We start from the raw sequence: 14,481 nt of genomic DNA on the forward strand, positions 1-14,481 counted from the left end.
GCATGAAAGAACTGTTTGATAAATTATCTGCCGATTGCAGTAGAATTACCACACAACGCTACAGTACTAGCTTTACTTTTGGAATTTACTTTCTAGATAAAAAATTAAGAGATCCGATATATGCAATCTATGGCTTTGTACGTTTCGCTGATGAAATTGTAGATTCATTTCATAACTATGATAAAAAGTATCTGCTAGAAAAATTTAAGAAAGATTGTTTTGAGGCCATAACATTTGGCATTAGCTTAAATCCAGTACTTAATTCTTTTCAAAAAGTGGTTAATGAATATAATATAGATATTGAGTTGATAGAACTCTTCTTAAAGAGTATGGAAATGGATCTAGAGGATAATGTGTATAGTAATGAAACTTATGAGCAATACATCTTAGGTTCGGCAGAAGTAGTGGGTTTAATGTGTTTGTGTGTATTTACTAATGGCGATAAATCATTTTACGAAAAGTTAAAACCATATGCCATGAAATTGGGTTCAACTTTTCAAAAAGTTAATTTTTTGCGTGATGTAAAGGATGATTTTATGCAGTTAAATCGCAGTTACTTTCCGAATGTAGATTTAGCTAATTTTAGAGAAGATCAAAAGAAAATGATCGAAAAGGAGATTGATGAAGAATTTAAGGTGGCGGTTATAGGGATTAAAAAATTACCTTTATCATCTAGAAAAGGGGTTTATTTAGCCTATGTCTATTATAAAACATTATTCGAAAAAATTAAGAATACAGGTGTCAACGAAATTATGAATAAACGTATACGAATTTCGAATGGACAAAAATTTGGTTTAATGCTCGATTCGATGATACGGTTTAGGATGAACATACGCTAAGATAAAATGCTAACGAAAATTTGTCTTCTACTTCTTTTATTTAAAATCGATAGCATTAACGTTATTGAAATTAGAAATTTGTATGAAATTGCTGCTGATGATAAACAAGCGAATAAAAAATTAATTGCGCTATTAATGCCTGTTAAAAATGATGATGCTTTGTTAACTGGATATAAAGGTGCGGCTATAATGATGGAGGCCAACCATGTTTTTAACCCAATTACAAAGTTAAGCCGATTTAATAAGGGTAAACAGTTGATTGAAAATGCAATAAGGAAAGATGGCTCTAATGTTGAACTTAGGTACATCAGGCTTACGATCCAAACTAATATACCTGGTTTTTTAGGCTATTCTAATGCGATTGAAGCCGATAAGAAGTTGTTAATTAATAAACTCGAAGGTATTAAAGATAGAGATCTTAAAAATAGAATTGAAAATTATCTACAAAGAATAAAAATATGGAAGAACAAGTAGTATTGGTTGATCGTCTTGATAATCCTCTTGGGATAATCGATAAAATGGAAGCTCATAGTCTGGGATTGTTACATAGGGCATTTTCTGTATTCATTTTTAATAGCAGCGGTGAGTTACTACTGCAACAACGAGCACTTGATAAATACCATTCTGCTGGCAAGTGGACCAATACCTGCTGTAGTCACCCTAAACCCTTTGAAGAGACGGATAAAGCTGCAAGTCGCAGATTAATGGAAGAAATGGGAATGGCATGCGAACTGGAGTATGGCTTTAATTTTATTTACGAAGCCACCTTCGACAATCAATTAATTGAATATGAATTCGACCATGTATATTTTGGCGTAAGCGATGAATTACCCATAATAAATACCAACGAGGTGGCGTCATTCAAATACATGAGTTTAGATGAGCTGGGTTTAGATTTAAATGAAAATCCAAATCATTATACCGCTTGGTTAAAAATATGTTTCGAGAATATTATTGAATTTAAAACTAAGGCATCATGAGCGTATTGATAATTCTAGTAACCTTTTTAATTATGGAAGGGGTAGCTTGGTTAACCCATAAATACATTATGCATGGTATTTTTTGGTTCTTGCATAGCGATCATCATCAAAAAGATCATCCCGGATTTTTTGAGCGAAACGATTTTTTCTTTTTAATATTTGCAATTCCAGGTATAATTTGCATAGGGTTAGGTTCTTTTTATAACCTTGCAAACGCCTTGTATATTGGCTTAGGTATTACTTTATATGGAGTGGCCTATTTTCTTGTTCATGATATATTTATCCATCAGCGTTTTAAGTTTTTTAGGACTACTGATAATCGTTATTTTAGGGCAATTAGAAGAGCACATAAAATGCACCATAAACATCTTAGCAAGGAACATGGCGAATGCTTCGGGATGCTTTGGGTGCCATTAAAGTACTTTAGAGATTCAGTGAAATGAAGTATGCTTACCTCTTAGTAAATTTCTTTACTATAATCGTTCCTTTTTTATTCTCTTTTCATCCTAAACTTAAGTTTTATAAAACATGGAAAGCTTTTTTTCCAGCAGTAATATGTACAAGCTTTTTTTTTATAGTATGGGATGCTTATTTTACGGATTTGGGGGTATGGGGATTTAATAGCGACTACTTGGTGGGCGTTTACCTGTATAACCTTCCTTTGGAAGAAATTCTTTTCTTTTTATGTATTCCCTATGCATGTGTATTTACCTATCACTGCATTGATTTGTGGTTAAAAGAGCCAAAAACGGATAAATGGATAAGTCTGATTTTTATAATTGCGTGTGTATTTATGGCAATTTTAAATTTCGAAAAGGCCTATACGATGTTTGCTTTTTTAACACTTGGCGTGTTGCTGTTAATTGCAAAATATGTTATGCGGGTTGACTGGTTAATTAAATTTTACTTGATTTATTGTATTTTACTTTTCCCATTCCTAATTGTAAACGGTGTACTAACGGGAACGGGCATAGAAAATCCGATAGTTTGGTATAATGAAAATGAAATCATTGGCTGCCGAATTTTAACCATTCCTTTCGAAGATGTATTTTATGGTATGGCTATGGTTTTAATGAATTTATTGATTTATAAGACGTTATTAAAAAGAGACTTCATTAAATTATAATTAAAATCTAATTTTATACTTAAAAAGCCAATTTTAGTTGGCTTTTTTTATTAATTTAAAATTATAAATGCTATTTTGAGCAGCAAAATAAAATATATATAAATGATGAGGAAATATTTTGGAATAGCGTTTATGTTGATCGTAATGGCTTGCAATAATGCCGAAAATAAATCAACCGAAACTAAAGATTCGAACGCTGTAAAAGTAGATTCTACGGTAGCAACGCTTACATTTAAGGATAAAAAAGTTGGAGCAATTTACACCGATTATCTTGCCTTAAAAAATGCCTTGGTATCAACCAATGTTAGCGATGCAAAATCAGCAGCAAAGAAATTATCCGTTTCTTTAAAAGCCTATGCAGGTTGCGAAAATACAGCGATTACAGCTTCCAAAATAGAAGCAGCAAATGATATTGCGGTGCAGCGTACAGCATTTACCTCACTTAGTGCCGATATTATTGCTTTGTTTAAGCATGCTTCTTTAAGCAAAGGAACAATCTATGTTCAGCATTGTCCGATGGCTAATAATGGAGAGGGTGGCGATTGGCTTGCTTCGGAGAAAAAAATTCAAAATCCTTATTATGGCAGCGAAATGATGGAGTGTGGTGCCGTTTTGGAAGAAATTAAAGCCCAATAATTAGAATTTAACTATTTATTAACAGCATTGTTAAGTTAATAAGTGGCGTATTTGAAACAGATTACCTATTTTTGTTATTTATAAAACTATAACTATATGTCAGATATTGCAGAAATTAAGATAGACGGAAAAACATATGAATTTCCAGTAATTACAGGAACAGAAGGGGAGAAGGCTATCGATATTTCAAAATTAAGAGATTTAACAGGTCACATTACTTTAGATTTAGGTTACAAAAACACAGGTTCCACGAAAAGTGCAATCACGTTTTTAGATGGAGAGTTAGGAATACTTAAATATCGTGGATATCCTATAGAGCAATTGGCAGAAAAATCTAATTTTTTAGAAGTTGCTTATTTGTTAATTTATGGTGCTTTACCAACCACTAAAGAAGTAACTGATTTTCAGTCAGTAATTAGTCGCCATACCTTGATCCATGAAGACATGAAGAAATTTTTAGATGGCTATCCTTCTAAATCTCATCCAATGGCACAATTGGCGTCACTAGTTTGTTCTCTATCTACATTCTATCCTGAATCATTAAATGCAAATTCTTCGAAAGAAGAAATGAATTTAACGATGATTAAACTCTTGGCTAAATTTCCCACTATTGTATCTTTCATTTATAAAAAATCACTAGGTCATCCACTCATTTATCCTAAAAATAAATACGATTACGTAACCAATTTCATGAATATGATTTTTGGGCAACGTACCGAGGAAGTTGAAATAGATCCGGTAGTGGTTAGTGCAATGAATACGTTACTTATTCTACATGCCGATCATGAGCAAAATTGTTCAGCGTCGACTGTTAGAATGGTTGGTTCATCAGATTGTAATTTATACGCTTCTGTATCGGCAGGAATAGCGGCACTTTGGGGTCCGTTGCACGGTGGCGCTAACCAAGCAGTAATTGAAATGCTCGAATTAATTAAAGAAGATGGGGGCGATACTGAAAAATGGATTAATAAAGCAAAAGATAAGAACGATCCTTTTAGAATGATGGGGTTCGGTCACCGTGTATATAAAAACTTCGATCCTAGAGCTAAAATTATTAAAAAAGCATGCGATGATATTTTAGAGAAATTAGGTATCAACGATCCAGTTTTAGAAATTGCTAAAAAATTAGAGGAAGCTGCATTGAGCGATCCTTATTTTATTGATCGTAAATTATATCCAAACGTAGATTTCTATTCTGGTATTATTTATAGAGCATTAGGCTTCCCAACCGACATGTTTACAGTGTTATTTGCTTTAGGTCGCTTACCAGGATGGATTGCGCAGTGGAAAGAAATGCACGAGAATAAAGAACCAATTGGTCGCCCACGTCAAGTATATGTTGGCGATGTAGATATGAATTTTGTTCCTATTGAAAATAGGTAATCACTAAGTACTTTGACAAACTTTTAAGGTTTGTCAAAGTATTTTTGGTTTAAGTGGCTACGTAATAAATAATATTGGTAATTACCGTTTCGGCAAGTTTTAAGGATAAGCTATAAAGGATAATGATAAATAGGGCTCTCCAAATTGTAGTTGAGGTTTTACGCTGATAAAATATTTTCAAACTCCGCATTAAATACCAACAAACCCAAGCAATCAGTGCAGTTTCTAAAACAACGCTAATAAAACCATCTGGGAATAAAAATCGTTTAGTAGGCTCTATAATAATTGATACGATAAAAAATGCGGTCATCCCATGTATGGTAAAAATCAAATGATCTAGATATCGGATATTGTTTTTCCTGAAATTAAGCATAACGAAAAATGCCATCAATGGCATAAATAAAAAGTAAACTTTTGGTCTGTTGTGTTCTAATTGTTCCTGAATGAATTCACCATTTTGCCCTATTTCAATGCTTCTCTTTTGCATATACCGTTCAAAAAAATTATCCTTTTCAGCACTCGATAACTTTGATTGTCGGCTTAGGTATGCAGCATAGGTACTATCATTCGCCACCTCGTGTACTCTTGTGAACGTATGGATTAGCTTTTTTAATGAATCTGATTTTTGTTCCTTGTATTTCGTATTTAACTCGTGTAATACTCGGGTTTGTTCATTGAACGGCAATGCACGAAACTCTTCTCGATCAAAACTCTCATTTATGGTTTGCTGGGTTTTCGCTAATATCTGTTTATTCATCAATCCAGCATTTGATAATGGCGTGGAAATACTGTCTAAAACGGGCCGTTTAAGTGTTGATTTGGTAATCTCGTTTTCATTTTCTTTTTTGTGATTATTAGAGTAAACGACCAAAAAGTACAAAAGCGAGACGAAAATATACATGCTGATCGGATTAATATACCTTGCTCTTTTACCTGCTAAGTAATCTAGGGTAACTTTACCTGGCTTAGAAATAAGGGGAACCAGCGTTTGAAAAAACTTATTATCAAAATGGAAGTAATGGGCTACACTGTGACTAATAAATTGCCAAAAGCTCTCATTTAACTCTAGATTGGGCTGACCACAACTACTGCAATAATGTTTTTCGACATGAAAACCACAGTTTAAACAATTATTTTCTTTTCTATATTTTCCGGCAGACATTAAGATTAATTAAATTAAATCATAGCGAAACTTATGGCAATGATGATCAAGAAACAAATAGTGAGCACAATATTATAAGCAAAGCTTAAAAAGAACATTTTTAACACCGTGATCCATCTTGTGCTTCCATAAAAGGCCCTAAGTGAACGATAAATATACCATATGATATAAAATGTACATATAGCATAAAGCCAGCCATCTATATCGTACACAAAAGCAAATAACCACTGTAAAAGCATGGTAATTAATACACTTAAAAATATCGCTGAGTGTACGTGGAACGAATAAATCAGATGTTCGTAATAGTACCTATTTTTATTGATATAGACCAATTTCAATATTAGTGCAAAAAGCGGAAGCAGCAAAAACATCATTTTTGGAATGTTGTGCAAAAAATCTTCTATAAATTTCTTTTTCGGATCTGGATATTGATTTAGCTCTATTGTTCTTTTAATGTAATAATGCTCCAGAAAACCATCTCTCTTTTCTTTGGGCAACTTCGCCTGATTTCTCTCATAATCTGCAACTGTAGTATCTTTAGTAGCCCAATTATTTGCCCACTTTTTTTTATTTCCGACTTTCCAATTTATTTTCGTATTCACTTTGCCCGACTTTGCATCGGCTATAATATCTTTTTTTGCTTCCCTAATTAAACTGTCACGTAATCCATTGGCATTCGGAACGTATTTCATCGCTTTTTCTACTTCTCTGATTTCAGAATCAACTAAACTATCTTTTTGACTTAGCGTAAGTTTTTCGTTTCCTTTAGCTGGTTTACTCTCTTCTACTTTTATGGGATCGCCACCTTCTCCAATTCTCTTTTCATTTAGCACAACCAAGAAGAAAATAATACTGATAAAAATATATAAGCGAATAGGATGGATAAATGAAACGCGTTTTCCTTCTACATAGGCCTTGGTAAGTTTGCCGGGTTTAAGCATTAAAGGCTTAATGGTACCGAAAAATTTATGTTCAAAATGAAAATAATCGGCCACAGCATGACTCACCATGTGCAACGCATCTTCTTTTACAACGATGTTTTCTTGACCGCAATGTGGACAGAAATTTTCTTCAACTATTCTCCCACAATTGAGGCAATCTTTTTCTTTTCTTAGCTTAAAAGCTGACATTTTATAATTTGTATCTTAATGAGAAATCGCTTCGATGGCCTTTGCTTCGGCTTTGGTATGCTTATGCTTAAAGAAAATAATAAATAATACAGTTATGGCTAAAGCGTAAAATGTAAATGCTAGCCATATGTTTCGCCAGTCTTTAACATCTAATACTCTACTTAATTCGCCATTTCCTAACACTGTAATGCCCTTATCAGCTAAAAATTTTAACAAATGGGTATCGCTAGCTGGCGCACCAACATGATCGGCCAAGGCCTGAATGGTACTGTATCCTTTTGTGAAATATTTTTGAATCATCCAGCCCGAAATTACACTTCCCAGTACAGCACCAAAGCCATTGGTCATCATCATAAACAAACCTTGTGCTGATGAACGTGTTTTTGGAGTGGTAGAAGTTTCAACAAAAAGAGAGCCTGAGATATTAAAGAAATCGAAAGCCATTCCGTATACTACACATGAAAATATAATCATCCATAAATTCCCTGCAGGATCGCCATAAGCAAACAATCCAAACCTGAAAACCCATGCCAACATGGCAATTACCATTACTTTCTTAATTCCAAAACGTTTCAAGAAAAAAGGAATAGCCAAAATAAATAAGGTTTCAGAAACCTGCGAAATGGACATAATTATGGTCGAATATTTAATTACAAATGATTCTGCGTAGGTAGGAAACAACTTAAATTCGTCTAAAAATACATCCCCATAAGCATTGGTTAATTGTAACGCCCCACCTAAAAACATAGAAAAGATGAAGAACAAAGCCATTTTATAATCGGCAAATAATTTAAATGCATCTAAGCCCAACTTCTGAAAAATGGTCGATTTTTCTTCCAATAATTTCGAAGGAACACATTTTGGTAGAGTGAAAGCATAAAGCCCAAGGCCAAGTGCAGAGATACCAGCAATATAAAATTGATTTGCACTCGCTTTACTACCTGTTAAATTAGTTATCCACATAGCTGCAATAAAACCTATCGTACCCCAAACCCGAATTGGTGGGAAATCTTTTACCACGTCTAGATTGCCAGATTTTAATGTACTGTATGAAATGGAATTGCTTAATGATATGGTGGGCATATAAAAGCACATAGCTAAAAATATGACCCAAAAAAATCCATCTGGTGTTTCTACCTGTGGAATATAAAATAGCGTACCGGCATATAGGATATGAAGAAGGGCGTATAATCTTTCTGCATTTATCCACTTATCGGCAATGATACCGGTAAGTGTTGGCATAAAAAGCGATGCAAATCCCATTGTGGCGAAAATTAGGCCAAATTGTGCACCGTCCCATTGTTTTGTACCAAACCAATAATTGGCAATAGTAATTAACCATGCGCCCCATACAAAAAATTGCATGAAACTCATGATGGTTAAGCGAAATTTAATGTTCATTTATTAGTTTGTTTCGTTAGTGAATAGTTGCCTGTAAGTTATAACTATTTTAAAACATAAACCATATAGAAACTAAAAATCTTTGCGCTTCGTAATTTCATCTCTAATCCGGGCTGCGCGTTCATAAGCCTCCTCTGCCAATGCTTCTTCTAACTTCTGCTGGAGTTCTTCGTTGGTAAGCGATTGGTATCCTGAAACCGGAATAGAGGTCTGAATATCTTCTGAACTATGCTCTTTGGTAATCGAATCCATATTTTCTAAGAATAAAAAATCATTTCCTTCGATCACTATTCCGGCAGAAGATAAAATAAACTCGTAGGTATAAATAACCGCATTAAAACGTACCGCTAGTGCAATCGCATCAGAGGTACGTGCATCAATTTCCTGTGTATTTTCGCCATCAGTACAAACTAGTTTGGCAAAGAAAACCCCATCAACTAAATTGTAAATTAACACCTCGGTAATCTGTATATGATAGAGCTGAGCAAAACTCTTAAATAAATCGTGCGTAAGCGGACGAGTAGGGGTCATTTTTTCAATCTCAATAGCAATAGCTTGCGCTTCGAATGCACCAATAATTATGGGCAGTCTTCTTCGGCCATTTACTTCACCTAAGACTAAGGCATAGGCGCCAGATTGGGTTTGGCTATACGATAAGCCCACGATGTCGAGTTTTACTTTCTTCATATTCTTTAATCAACCTCGCAGGTACCTGCGAGGTCGTACACTAAAACTATCCTTTATGAGCCTTTAACGCTTCAATAATTTTTGGAACAACTTCAAATGCATCTCCAACAATGCCATAGTCTGCAACTTTAAAGAAAGGTGCTTCTGGATCTTTATTGATCACAACAATTACTTTCGACGAACTAACACCTGCTAAATGTTGGATAGCACCAGAAATACCAATTGCAATGTACAAATTAGGGCTAATGGCAATACCTGTCTGACCCACGTGTTCTGAATGTGGTCGCCAATCGGCATCCGATACAGGTTTAGAACATGCTGTAGCGGCACCTAACAAATTGGCTAATTCTTCAATCATGCCCCAGTTTTCTGGTCCCTTTAAACCTCTACCCGCAGAAACCACTAATTCGGCATCTGGTAATGAAATTTTGTTCGTAGCCCTAACAATTTCTTTTACGATAGCCACTAAATCTGTTGCTTTTACTGACGGACTAAACGCTTCAATTACGGGATTAACCGATGACTCTTTTACACCAAAAGCATTTGGATTTAAAGCAATAACTTTATTTGATGAAGTTAAACTCGTTATTGCAAAAGCTTTTCCCGAGAAGGCCGTTTTTTTAACACAAAATCCACCTTCAAAATTTGGTAATTCAACCGCTCCATCAACCAATCCGGCTTTAAGTTTAACCGCAATTCGAGGTGCTAAACCTTTACCAGAAAAAGAATTTGAAAGTACTATGATAGCTGCGCCTTCTTTTTCGGCTGCCTCTGCAATTACAGCAGCATAGGCTTGATTTACAAAACTAGTTAATTGCTCGTTCGTAACACTTAATACCTTTGAAGCGCCATATTTACCTAATTCTTTTAACTCGCTATCTGCAACATTCCCTATTGAAATAGCCGCTAACGTGGTATTTTGCTTATCTGCTATTGCTTTAGCATAAGAAACTGCTTCAAAAACAGATTTCTTGAATTTACCATTCGCTTGTTCTACATATACTAATACTGACATATCTTTTTATGCTAATCCCCTAAAGGATATAATTTAAATTAATTATTTGAGGTGTTATACATCCAACTGAAAACTCCGAACTGTAACCCGATAGCTATCGGGTGAAAACTAAATTACCTTAGCTTCGGTATGAAGTAAACCAATTAAATCTTCTGCATTTTCGGCAGCAATTAATTTCACTGCTCCTCGTGGGGCAGGAGTTTCAAATTTCGTTATTTTACCAAGCTCTTCTACATCCTTGGCAGGGACAACCAATAAAGGTTTAGTTCTGGCCGACATAATTCCCCTCATATTCGGAATTTTGGCTTCTGCAGTACCTTCGGCACAACTTGCAACGAATTTTCCAGCAACCGAAACTACTTCTTTTCCACCTTCAATTTCACGCTCAATGGTGGCTGTTGTTCCGTCAAAATCTAATTTTTTAATGATCGAAATTGATGGGATACTCAAAAATTCGCCAATCATCGCCGCTACTTGTGAACCATTATAATCGATAGACTCACGCCCACATAAAATCATATCAAAATCGTTCGCTTTTACGTATTCTGCGATTTGAAAAGCTGTAAAATAGGCATCTCGTGGGGCTGCATCAATCCTAACGGCATCATCAGCGCCAATGGCTAATGCTTTTCGAATGGTGGGGTCTGTTGTACTTTCTCCAACATTAATTACCGTTACGGTACCTTTTCCACCTTCACAAAGTTCAATGGCTCTCGATAATGCAATCTCATCGTACGGATTTACAATAAATTGAACACCTGCCGTATTGAATTGTGTATTATCGTTGGTAAAAGTTATTTTTGTGGTGGTGTCTGGAACGTTACTTATACAAACTAATATCTTCATAGGTTTTATATTTGATTTAAAAGGTTACTCAGCTCTAATTCTTTATGCAAATCTAATTAAAAAAGCAGTGATTTAAAATGCAAAACGACCGATTATCAAAGTTATTAGAATTTTTAAGCAACGATTCAAGCGATCCCTTTGTACTCTATGCCATAGCAACAGAGTACAATGTAATAAATGACACAAAAAATGCATTTCATTACTATTTACGATTAATTGAGGAATATCCAGATTATGTAGGTACCTATTATCACTTGGGCAAATTATATGAAAAGGAAAATGAGAAGGAAAAGGCGATAGCAACTTATCAAACAGGCATGTTAAAGGCGAAAACAAAAAGAGACATGCATTCCTTCTCTGAATTACAAGGGGCTTATGCTAGTGCGGCAGGTTTAGATTATGAGGACGAATAGACTAGGATTATAGGTTTAGCATGGCAAATAGGCAGCTCTTATTTATTAGAAATGTATTATTTTTTACATTTACCGCTTTTGGTGGGGCACAAGCACATATTTCGCTTTTGCTTCGCTATTTTGTAAAGAACAATCGTTTTATTTCGGAAGAAGAGTTGTTGGAATTAAATGCATTAGCTCAAGTTCTACCGGGTCCGGCTTCTACTCAAACTTTAGTAGGCATTGCCTATAAGGTTGGGGGATTAAAACTTTCGATACTCACTTTTTTAATCTGGATTTTACCTTCAGCAGCAATGATGACCATGGCTGCTATAAGTTATGCCTTATTAGATCAGAAGCAAAAATTTGTTGAAATTTTAAAATTTATTAATCCAATAGCTTTAGGAATCGTTGCCTATGGGGCTTTTCATTTAGCAGAAAAAGTACTTAAAAACGAAATTGCTATCTTTTTAGCATTTGGTGCCGTTATTACAACGCTGGTTTTAAGAAATGCCTATGTTTTTCCCATTGCCATATTAATTGGAGGAATGGTATCGTCGGCCATAGGTACACCCACAGATGAAGCACAGATTCGGGTGCGCCTATTTGCCAATATCAATCCACGAAAACTAAGTTACTTTATAGGTGTATTGCTCTTTATGGCAATGCTAGGAGCTATTATAAATAGAACATCTCCTTTTAGTTTACCAATTAGACTATTTGAGAATTTCTATCGTAATGGTATTTTTGTTTTTGGAGGCGGACAAGTTCTAGTGCCCTTAATGTTTACCGAATTTGTGCAAATGAAGCACTATTTGCTGCAAACCGATTTTATTTCTGGTTTTGCCATGCAACAGATTTTACCAGGCCCAACCTTTTCTTTTACTAGCTATTTAGGTGCTTTAAGTATGAAGCAAGGGGGCTATGATTTATCTGGACAGGTTTTAGGTGGCTTATTGGGCGTGTTAGGAATTAATTTACCTGGATTAATTTTGGTTTTATTTATTGTTCCTTTTTGGGACGATTTAAAGAAGATTGCTCGAATCAAACAATCATTATCTGGAATCAATGCCGTTAGTGTTGGATTTATTATTGCTGCATTTGTTTTATTGGTGCAACCAATTGGACTAGATTGGTTAGCTATTGGAATATTAATTTCAACGTTTTTAATTTTGGTGTATACGAAGATTAGTCCGCCATTTATTATTTTAGCAGGTATAATTTTAGGCTATTTGATTTAAAAAGGAGCATCTTCATCGTGCATATCATTCATGCTAGAGGGTTTGATAATCACATTGCCCGATGGTCTGTCGAAATTAGATGAAGGCAACATCGCTGCGCTCTCAGAAGAAAAACTATTTTGAGGCATAAAACTTTCTTCCAAATCAGCAAACTTCACATACTTACCAATAAAGCGTAACGGAACGATACCGGTTTCACCGTTTCTATGTTTAGCAATGATAACTTCTCCAATACCGGCTTGTGAGCGACCATTTTCATCTTCAGTGATACCATAATATTCAGGTCGATACAAGAATAATACCATATCTGCATCTTGCTCAATGGAACCCGATTCACGTAAATCTGATAACAATGGTCTTTTCCCGTTCTGACCAGGTCGGTTTTCTACCGCTCTGCTTAATTGTGATAATGCTAATACGGGAACCTCAAGTTCTTTGGCAACCGATTTTAGTGCCCGAGATATGCTGCCAATTTCTTGTTCACGGTTACCACCTCCACTTTGACCTTCGCCTTTTCCATGCATTAATTGAAGATAATCTACGATTACCATTTGAATATCGTATTGCGATTTTAAACGACGGCATTTTGCACGAAACTCGAAGATATTCAATGCCGGTGTATCATCAATTAAGAGTGGGGCTTCGGTGAGGGTTCCAATTTTACTGTGCAATTGTTGCCATTCCCATTCGGCCAAGTTTCCCTTTCTAATTTTCTCTTGCTCAATTTCAGTTTCGCCAGAGATTAAACGATTTACCAATTGAACAGACGACATCTCTAAAGAGAACACCACTACGGGTTTCTTAAAATCGACGGCTGCGTTTCTAGCACAAGTAAGTACAAATGCTGTTTTACCCATTGCTGGACGAGCAGCTATAATCACTAAATCAGATTTTTGCCAACCTCCTGTAATTCGATCTAAATCGGTAAACCCCGAAGGAACTCCCGTTAAGCCATCTGTTTTTGTGCGTAATTCTTCGAGTGTGGCTAGCGATTGTTTAATAATCTCGTCCATCTTTTGCGTATCTCTACGCAAATTGTTTTGGGCAATATCAAATAAGTTTTTCTCGGCGTGATCTAAAAGATCAAAAATATCGGTGGTATCTTCGTAGGCATTCGTAATAATTTCAGTGGAAATTCTAATTAGCTCGCGTTGGATATATTTCTGAGAAATTATTCGGGCATGATATTCGATATTTGCCGCAGAAGCAACACGGTTGGTTAAATTGGTAATATAATAGGCTCCGCCCACCAATTCTAAAGTGCCTTGCTGGCGCATTTCAGCAGTTACGGTTAAAATATCTACAGGCTTCGATTTTTGAAAGAGTTGTTGGATCGCTTCAAATATTTTTTTATGAGACTCAGCATAAAATACTTCTGGCTTTAAAATATCAATAACGGTAGATAAGGCATCTTTTTCAAGCATTAAAGCACCTAAAACCGCTTCTTCTAAGTCTATAGCTTGTGGCGGTATTTTACCCATCGTATTCATAGATGTAGCCAGCCTGCTCTTCCGTGCTGAAGTTGAGTATTTTCCTTGTCCCTGTTGTTCGTTATCGATAATCATATCCTCAAAATTAGGTAAAAGAAAGGTCCAATTCTTAAATCTTTTTAAACAGACTGGGAATTAAGATATTGCATTTAA

General features: G+C 35.3%; 16 protein-coding genes. 9 read left to right on the forward strand and 7 right to left on the reverse strand.

Translation table 11 applies throughout. The annotated features are described in order from the left end of the window. Positions 1-2 precede the first annotated feature (2 nt). The 7 genes from WG904_RS16250 to WG904_RS16280 all read left to right on the forward strand — a co-directional run bounded on the left by WG904_RS16250 (position 3) and on the right by WG904_RS16280 (position 4,964). On the forward strand, positions 3-839 hold the full coding sequence (locus tag WG904_RS16250) for a phytoene/squalene synthase family protein (RefSeq protein ID WP_339580389.1): 837 nt from the start codon (positions 3-5) through the stop codon (positions 837-839). Between the two features lie 6 nt (positions 840-845). Beyond that, entirely contained in the window at positions 846-1,313 is a 468-nt protein-coding gene (locus WG904_RS16255) for a hypothetical protein (RefSeq protein WP_339580390.1), read from the forward strand. Beyond that, positions 1,298-1,819, forward strand: a complete 522-nt coding sequence (gene idi / locus WG904_RS16260) for an isopentenyl-diphosphate Delta-isomerase (protein ID WP_339580391.1) — start codon at positions 1,298-1,300, stop codon at positions 1,817-1,819. Before WG904_RS16255 ends, idi begins: the two co-directional genes overlap by 16 nt. After that, on the forward strand, positions 1,816-2,262 hold the full coding sequence (locus WG904_RS16265) for a sterol desaturase family protein (RefSeq protein ID WP_339580392.1): 447 nt from the start codon (positions 1,816-1,818) through the stop codon (positions 2,260-2,262). Before idi ends, WG904_RS16265 begins: the two co-directional genes overlap by 4 nt. Further along, the gene (locus WG904_RS16270; protein ID WP_339580393.1) at positions 2,259-2,945 is read left to right on the forward strand and encodes a lycopene cyclase domain-containing protein; all 687 of its coding nucleotides are present in this window, start codon (positions 2,259-2,261) and stop codon (positions 2,943-2,945) included. Before WG904_RS16265 ends, WG904_RS16270 begins: the two co-directional genes overlap by 4 nt. Positions 2,946-3,047: 102 nt before the next feature. Beyond that, positions 3,048-3,581: a DUF3347 domain-containing protein gene (locus WG904_RS16275; protein WP_339580394.1), complete on the forward strand. Its 534-nt coding sequence runs from the start codon at positions 3,048-3,050 to the stop codon at positions 3,579-3,581. Between the two features lie 96 nt (positions 3,582-3,677). Beyond that, positions 3,678-4,964, forward strand: coding sequence for a citrate synthase (locus tag WG904_RS16280; protein WP_339580395.1), 1,287 nt, complete (start codon positions 3,678-3,680; stop codon positions 4,962-4,964). A gap of 49 nt (positions 4,965-5,013) precedes the next feature. On the opposite strand, the gene WG904_RS16285 is transcribed toward WG904_RS16280, so the two are convergent. From WG904_RS16285 to WG904_RS16310, 6 genes are all read right to left on the reverse strand, one after another. Continuing rightward, the gene (locus tag WG904_RS16285) at positions 5,014-6,126 is read right to left on the reverse strand and encodes a DUF3667 domain-containing protein (protein WP_339580396.1); all 1,113 of its coding nucleotides are present in this window, start codon (positions 6,124-6,126) and stop codon (positions 5,014-5,016) included. A gap of 14 nt (positions 6,127-6,140) precedes the next feature. Continuing rightward, positions 6,141-7,256: a DUF3667 domain-containing protein gene (locus tag WG904_RS16290; protein WP_339580397.1), complete on the reverse strand. Its 1,116-nt coding sequence runs from the start codon at positions 7,254-7,256 to the stop codon at positions 6,141-6,143. 15 nt (positions 7,257-7,271) lie between these two features. Further along, positions 7,272-8,657, reverse strand: a complete 1,386-nt coding sequence (locus WG904_RS16295; RefSeq protein WP_339580398.1) for a nucleoside permease — start codon at positions 8,655-8,657, stop codon at positions 7,272-7,274. 72 nt (positions 8,658-8,729) lie between these two features. Then, a complete protein-coding gene (locus tag WG904_RS16300) occupies positions 8,730-9,344 on the reverse strand; it encodes a bifunctional nuclease family protein (RefSeq protein WP_339580399.1) in 615 nt (204 codons plus the stop codon). Positions 9,345-9,390: 46 nt separating this feature from the next. Continuing rightward, positions 9,391-10,359: an electron transfer flavoprotein subunit alpha/FixB family protein gene (locus WG904_RS16305; RefSeq protein WP_339580400.1), complete on the reverse strand. Its 969-nt coding sequence runs from the start codon at positions 10,357-10,359 to the stop codon at positions 9,391-9,393. Between the two features lie 108 nt (positions 10,360-10,467). Then, on the reverse strand, positions 10,468-11,205 hold the full coding sequence (locus WG904_RS16310) for an electron transfer flavoprotein subunit beta/FixA family protein (protein ID WP_339580401.1): 738 nt from the start codon (positions 11,203-11,205) through the stop codon (positions 10,468-10,470). 77 nt (positions 11,206-11,282) lie between these two features. Here WG904_RS16310 and WG904_RS16315 point away from each other — a divergent pair, with 77 nt between their 5' ends. Further along, positions 11,283-11,618 carry a tetratricopeptide repeat protein gene (locus WG904_RS16315; protein ID WP_339580402.1) on the forward strand — a complete coding sequence of 112 codons (336 nt, stop codon included), beginning with the start codon at positions 11,283-11,285 and terminating at the stop codon, positions 11,616-11,618. A 20-nt stretch (positions 11,619-11,638) separates the two neighbouring features. Further along, positions 11,639-12,838, forward strand: coding sequence for a chromate efflux transporter (chrA, locus tag WG904_RS16320; protein WP_339580403.1), 1,200 nt, complete (start codon positions 11,639-11,641; stop codon positions 12,836-12,838). Here chrA and dnaB read toward each other — a convergent pair. Further along, the gene (gene dnaB / locus WG904_RS16325) at positions 12,835-14,403 is read right to left on the reverse strand and encodes a replicative DNA helicase (RefSeq protein ID WP_339580404.1); all 1,569 of its coding nucleotides are present in this window, start codon (positions 14,401-14,403) and stop codon (positions 12,835-12,837) included. The two genes, chrA and dnaB, sit on opposite strands and share 4 nt — an antisense overlap. Between the last annotated feature and the right edge of the window lie 78 nt (positions 14,404-14,481).

The sequence above is a fragment of the Pedobacter anseongensis genome, from assembly GCF_037482965.1.
Taxonomy (GTDB): domain Bacteria; phylum Bacteroidota; class Bacteroidia; order Sphingobacteriales; family Sphingobacteriaceae; genus Pedobacter; species Pedobacter anseongensis.

Bases quoted from the DNA above. Each gene is read 5' to 3' on its own strand.
- WG904_RS16310 (WP_339580401.1), bottom strand. From the start codon at position 11,205: ATGAAGATATTAGTTTGTATAAGTAACGTTCCAGACACCACCACAAAA.
- WG904_RS16315 (WP_339580402.1), top strand. From the start codon at position 11,283: ATGCAAAACGACCGATTATCAAAGTTATTAGAATTTTTAAGCAACGAT.
- WG904_RS16305 (WP_339580400.1), bottom strand. From the start codon at position 10,359: ATGTCAGTATTAGTATATGTAGAACAAGCGAATGGTAAATTCAAGAAA.
- WG904_RS16285 (WP_339580396.1), bottom strand. From the start codon at position 6,126: ATGTCTGCCGGAAAATATAGAAAAGAAAATAATTGTTTAAACTGTGGT.
- WG904_RS16275 (WP_339580394.1), top strand. From the start codon at position 3,048: ATGATGAGGAAATATTTTGGAATAGCGTTTATGTTGATCGTAATGGCT.
- WG904_RS16300 (WP_339580399.1), bottom strand. From the start codon at position 9,344: ATGAAGAAAGTAAAACTCGACATCGTGGGCTTATCGTATAGCCAAACC.
- WG904_RS16280 (WP_339580395.1), top strand. From the start codon at position 3,678: ATGTCAGATATTGCAGAAATTAAGATAGACGGAAAAACATATGAATTT.
- dnaB (WP_339580404.1), bottom strand. From the start codon at position 14,403: ATGATTATCGATAACGAACAACAGGGACAAGGAAAATACTCAACTTCA.
- chrA (WP_339580403.1), top strand. From the start codon at position 11,639: ATGGCAAATAGGCAGCTCTTATTTATTAGAAATGTATTATTTTTTACA.
- WG904_RS16255 (WP_339580390.1), top strand. From the start codon at position 846: ATGCTAACGAAAATTTGTCTTCTACTTCTTTTATTTAAAATCGATAGC.
- idi (WP_339580391.1), top strand. From the start codon at position 1,298: ATGGAAGAACAAGTAGTATTGGTTGATCGTCTTGATAATCCTCTTGGG.
- WG904_RS16270 (WP_339580393.1), top strand. From the start codon at position 2,259: ATGAAGTATGCTTACCTCTTAGTAAATTTCTTTACTATAATCGTTCCT.
- WG904_RS16265 (WP_339580392.1), top strand. From the start codon at position 1,816: ATGAGCGTATTGATAATTCTAGTAACCTTTTTAATTATGGAAGGGGTA.
- WG904_RS16290 (WP_339580397.1), bottom strand. From the start codon at position 7,256: ATGTCAGCTTTTAAGCTAAGAAAAGAAAAAGATTGCCTCAATTGTGGG.
- WG904_RS16250 (WP_339580389.1), top strand. From the start codon at position 3: ATGAAAGAACTGTTTGATAAATTATCTGCCGATTGCAGTAGAATTACC.
- WG904_RS16295 (WP_339580398.1), bottom strand. From the start codon at position 8,657: ATGAACATTAAATTTCGCTTAACCATCATGAGTTTCATGCAATTTTTT.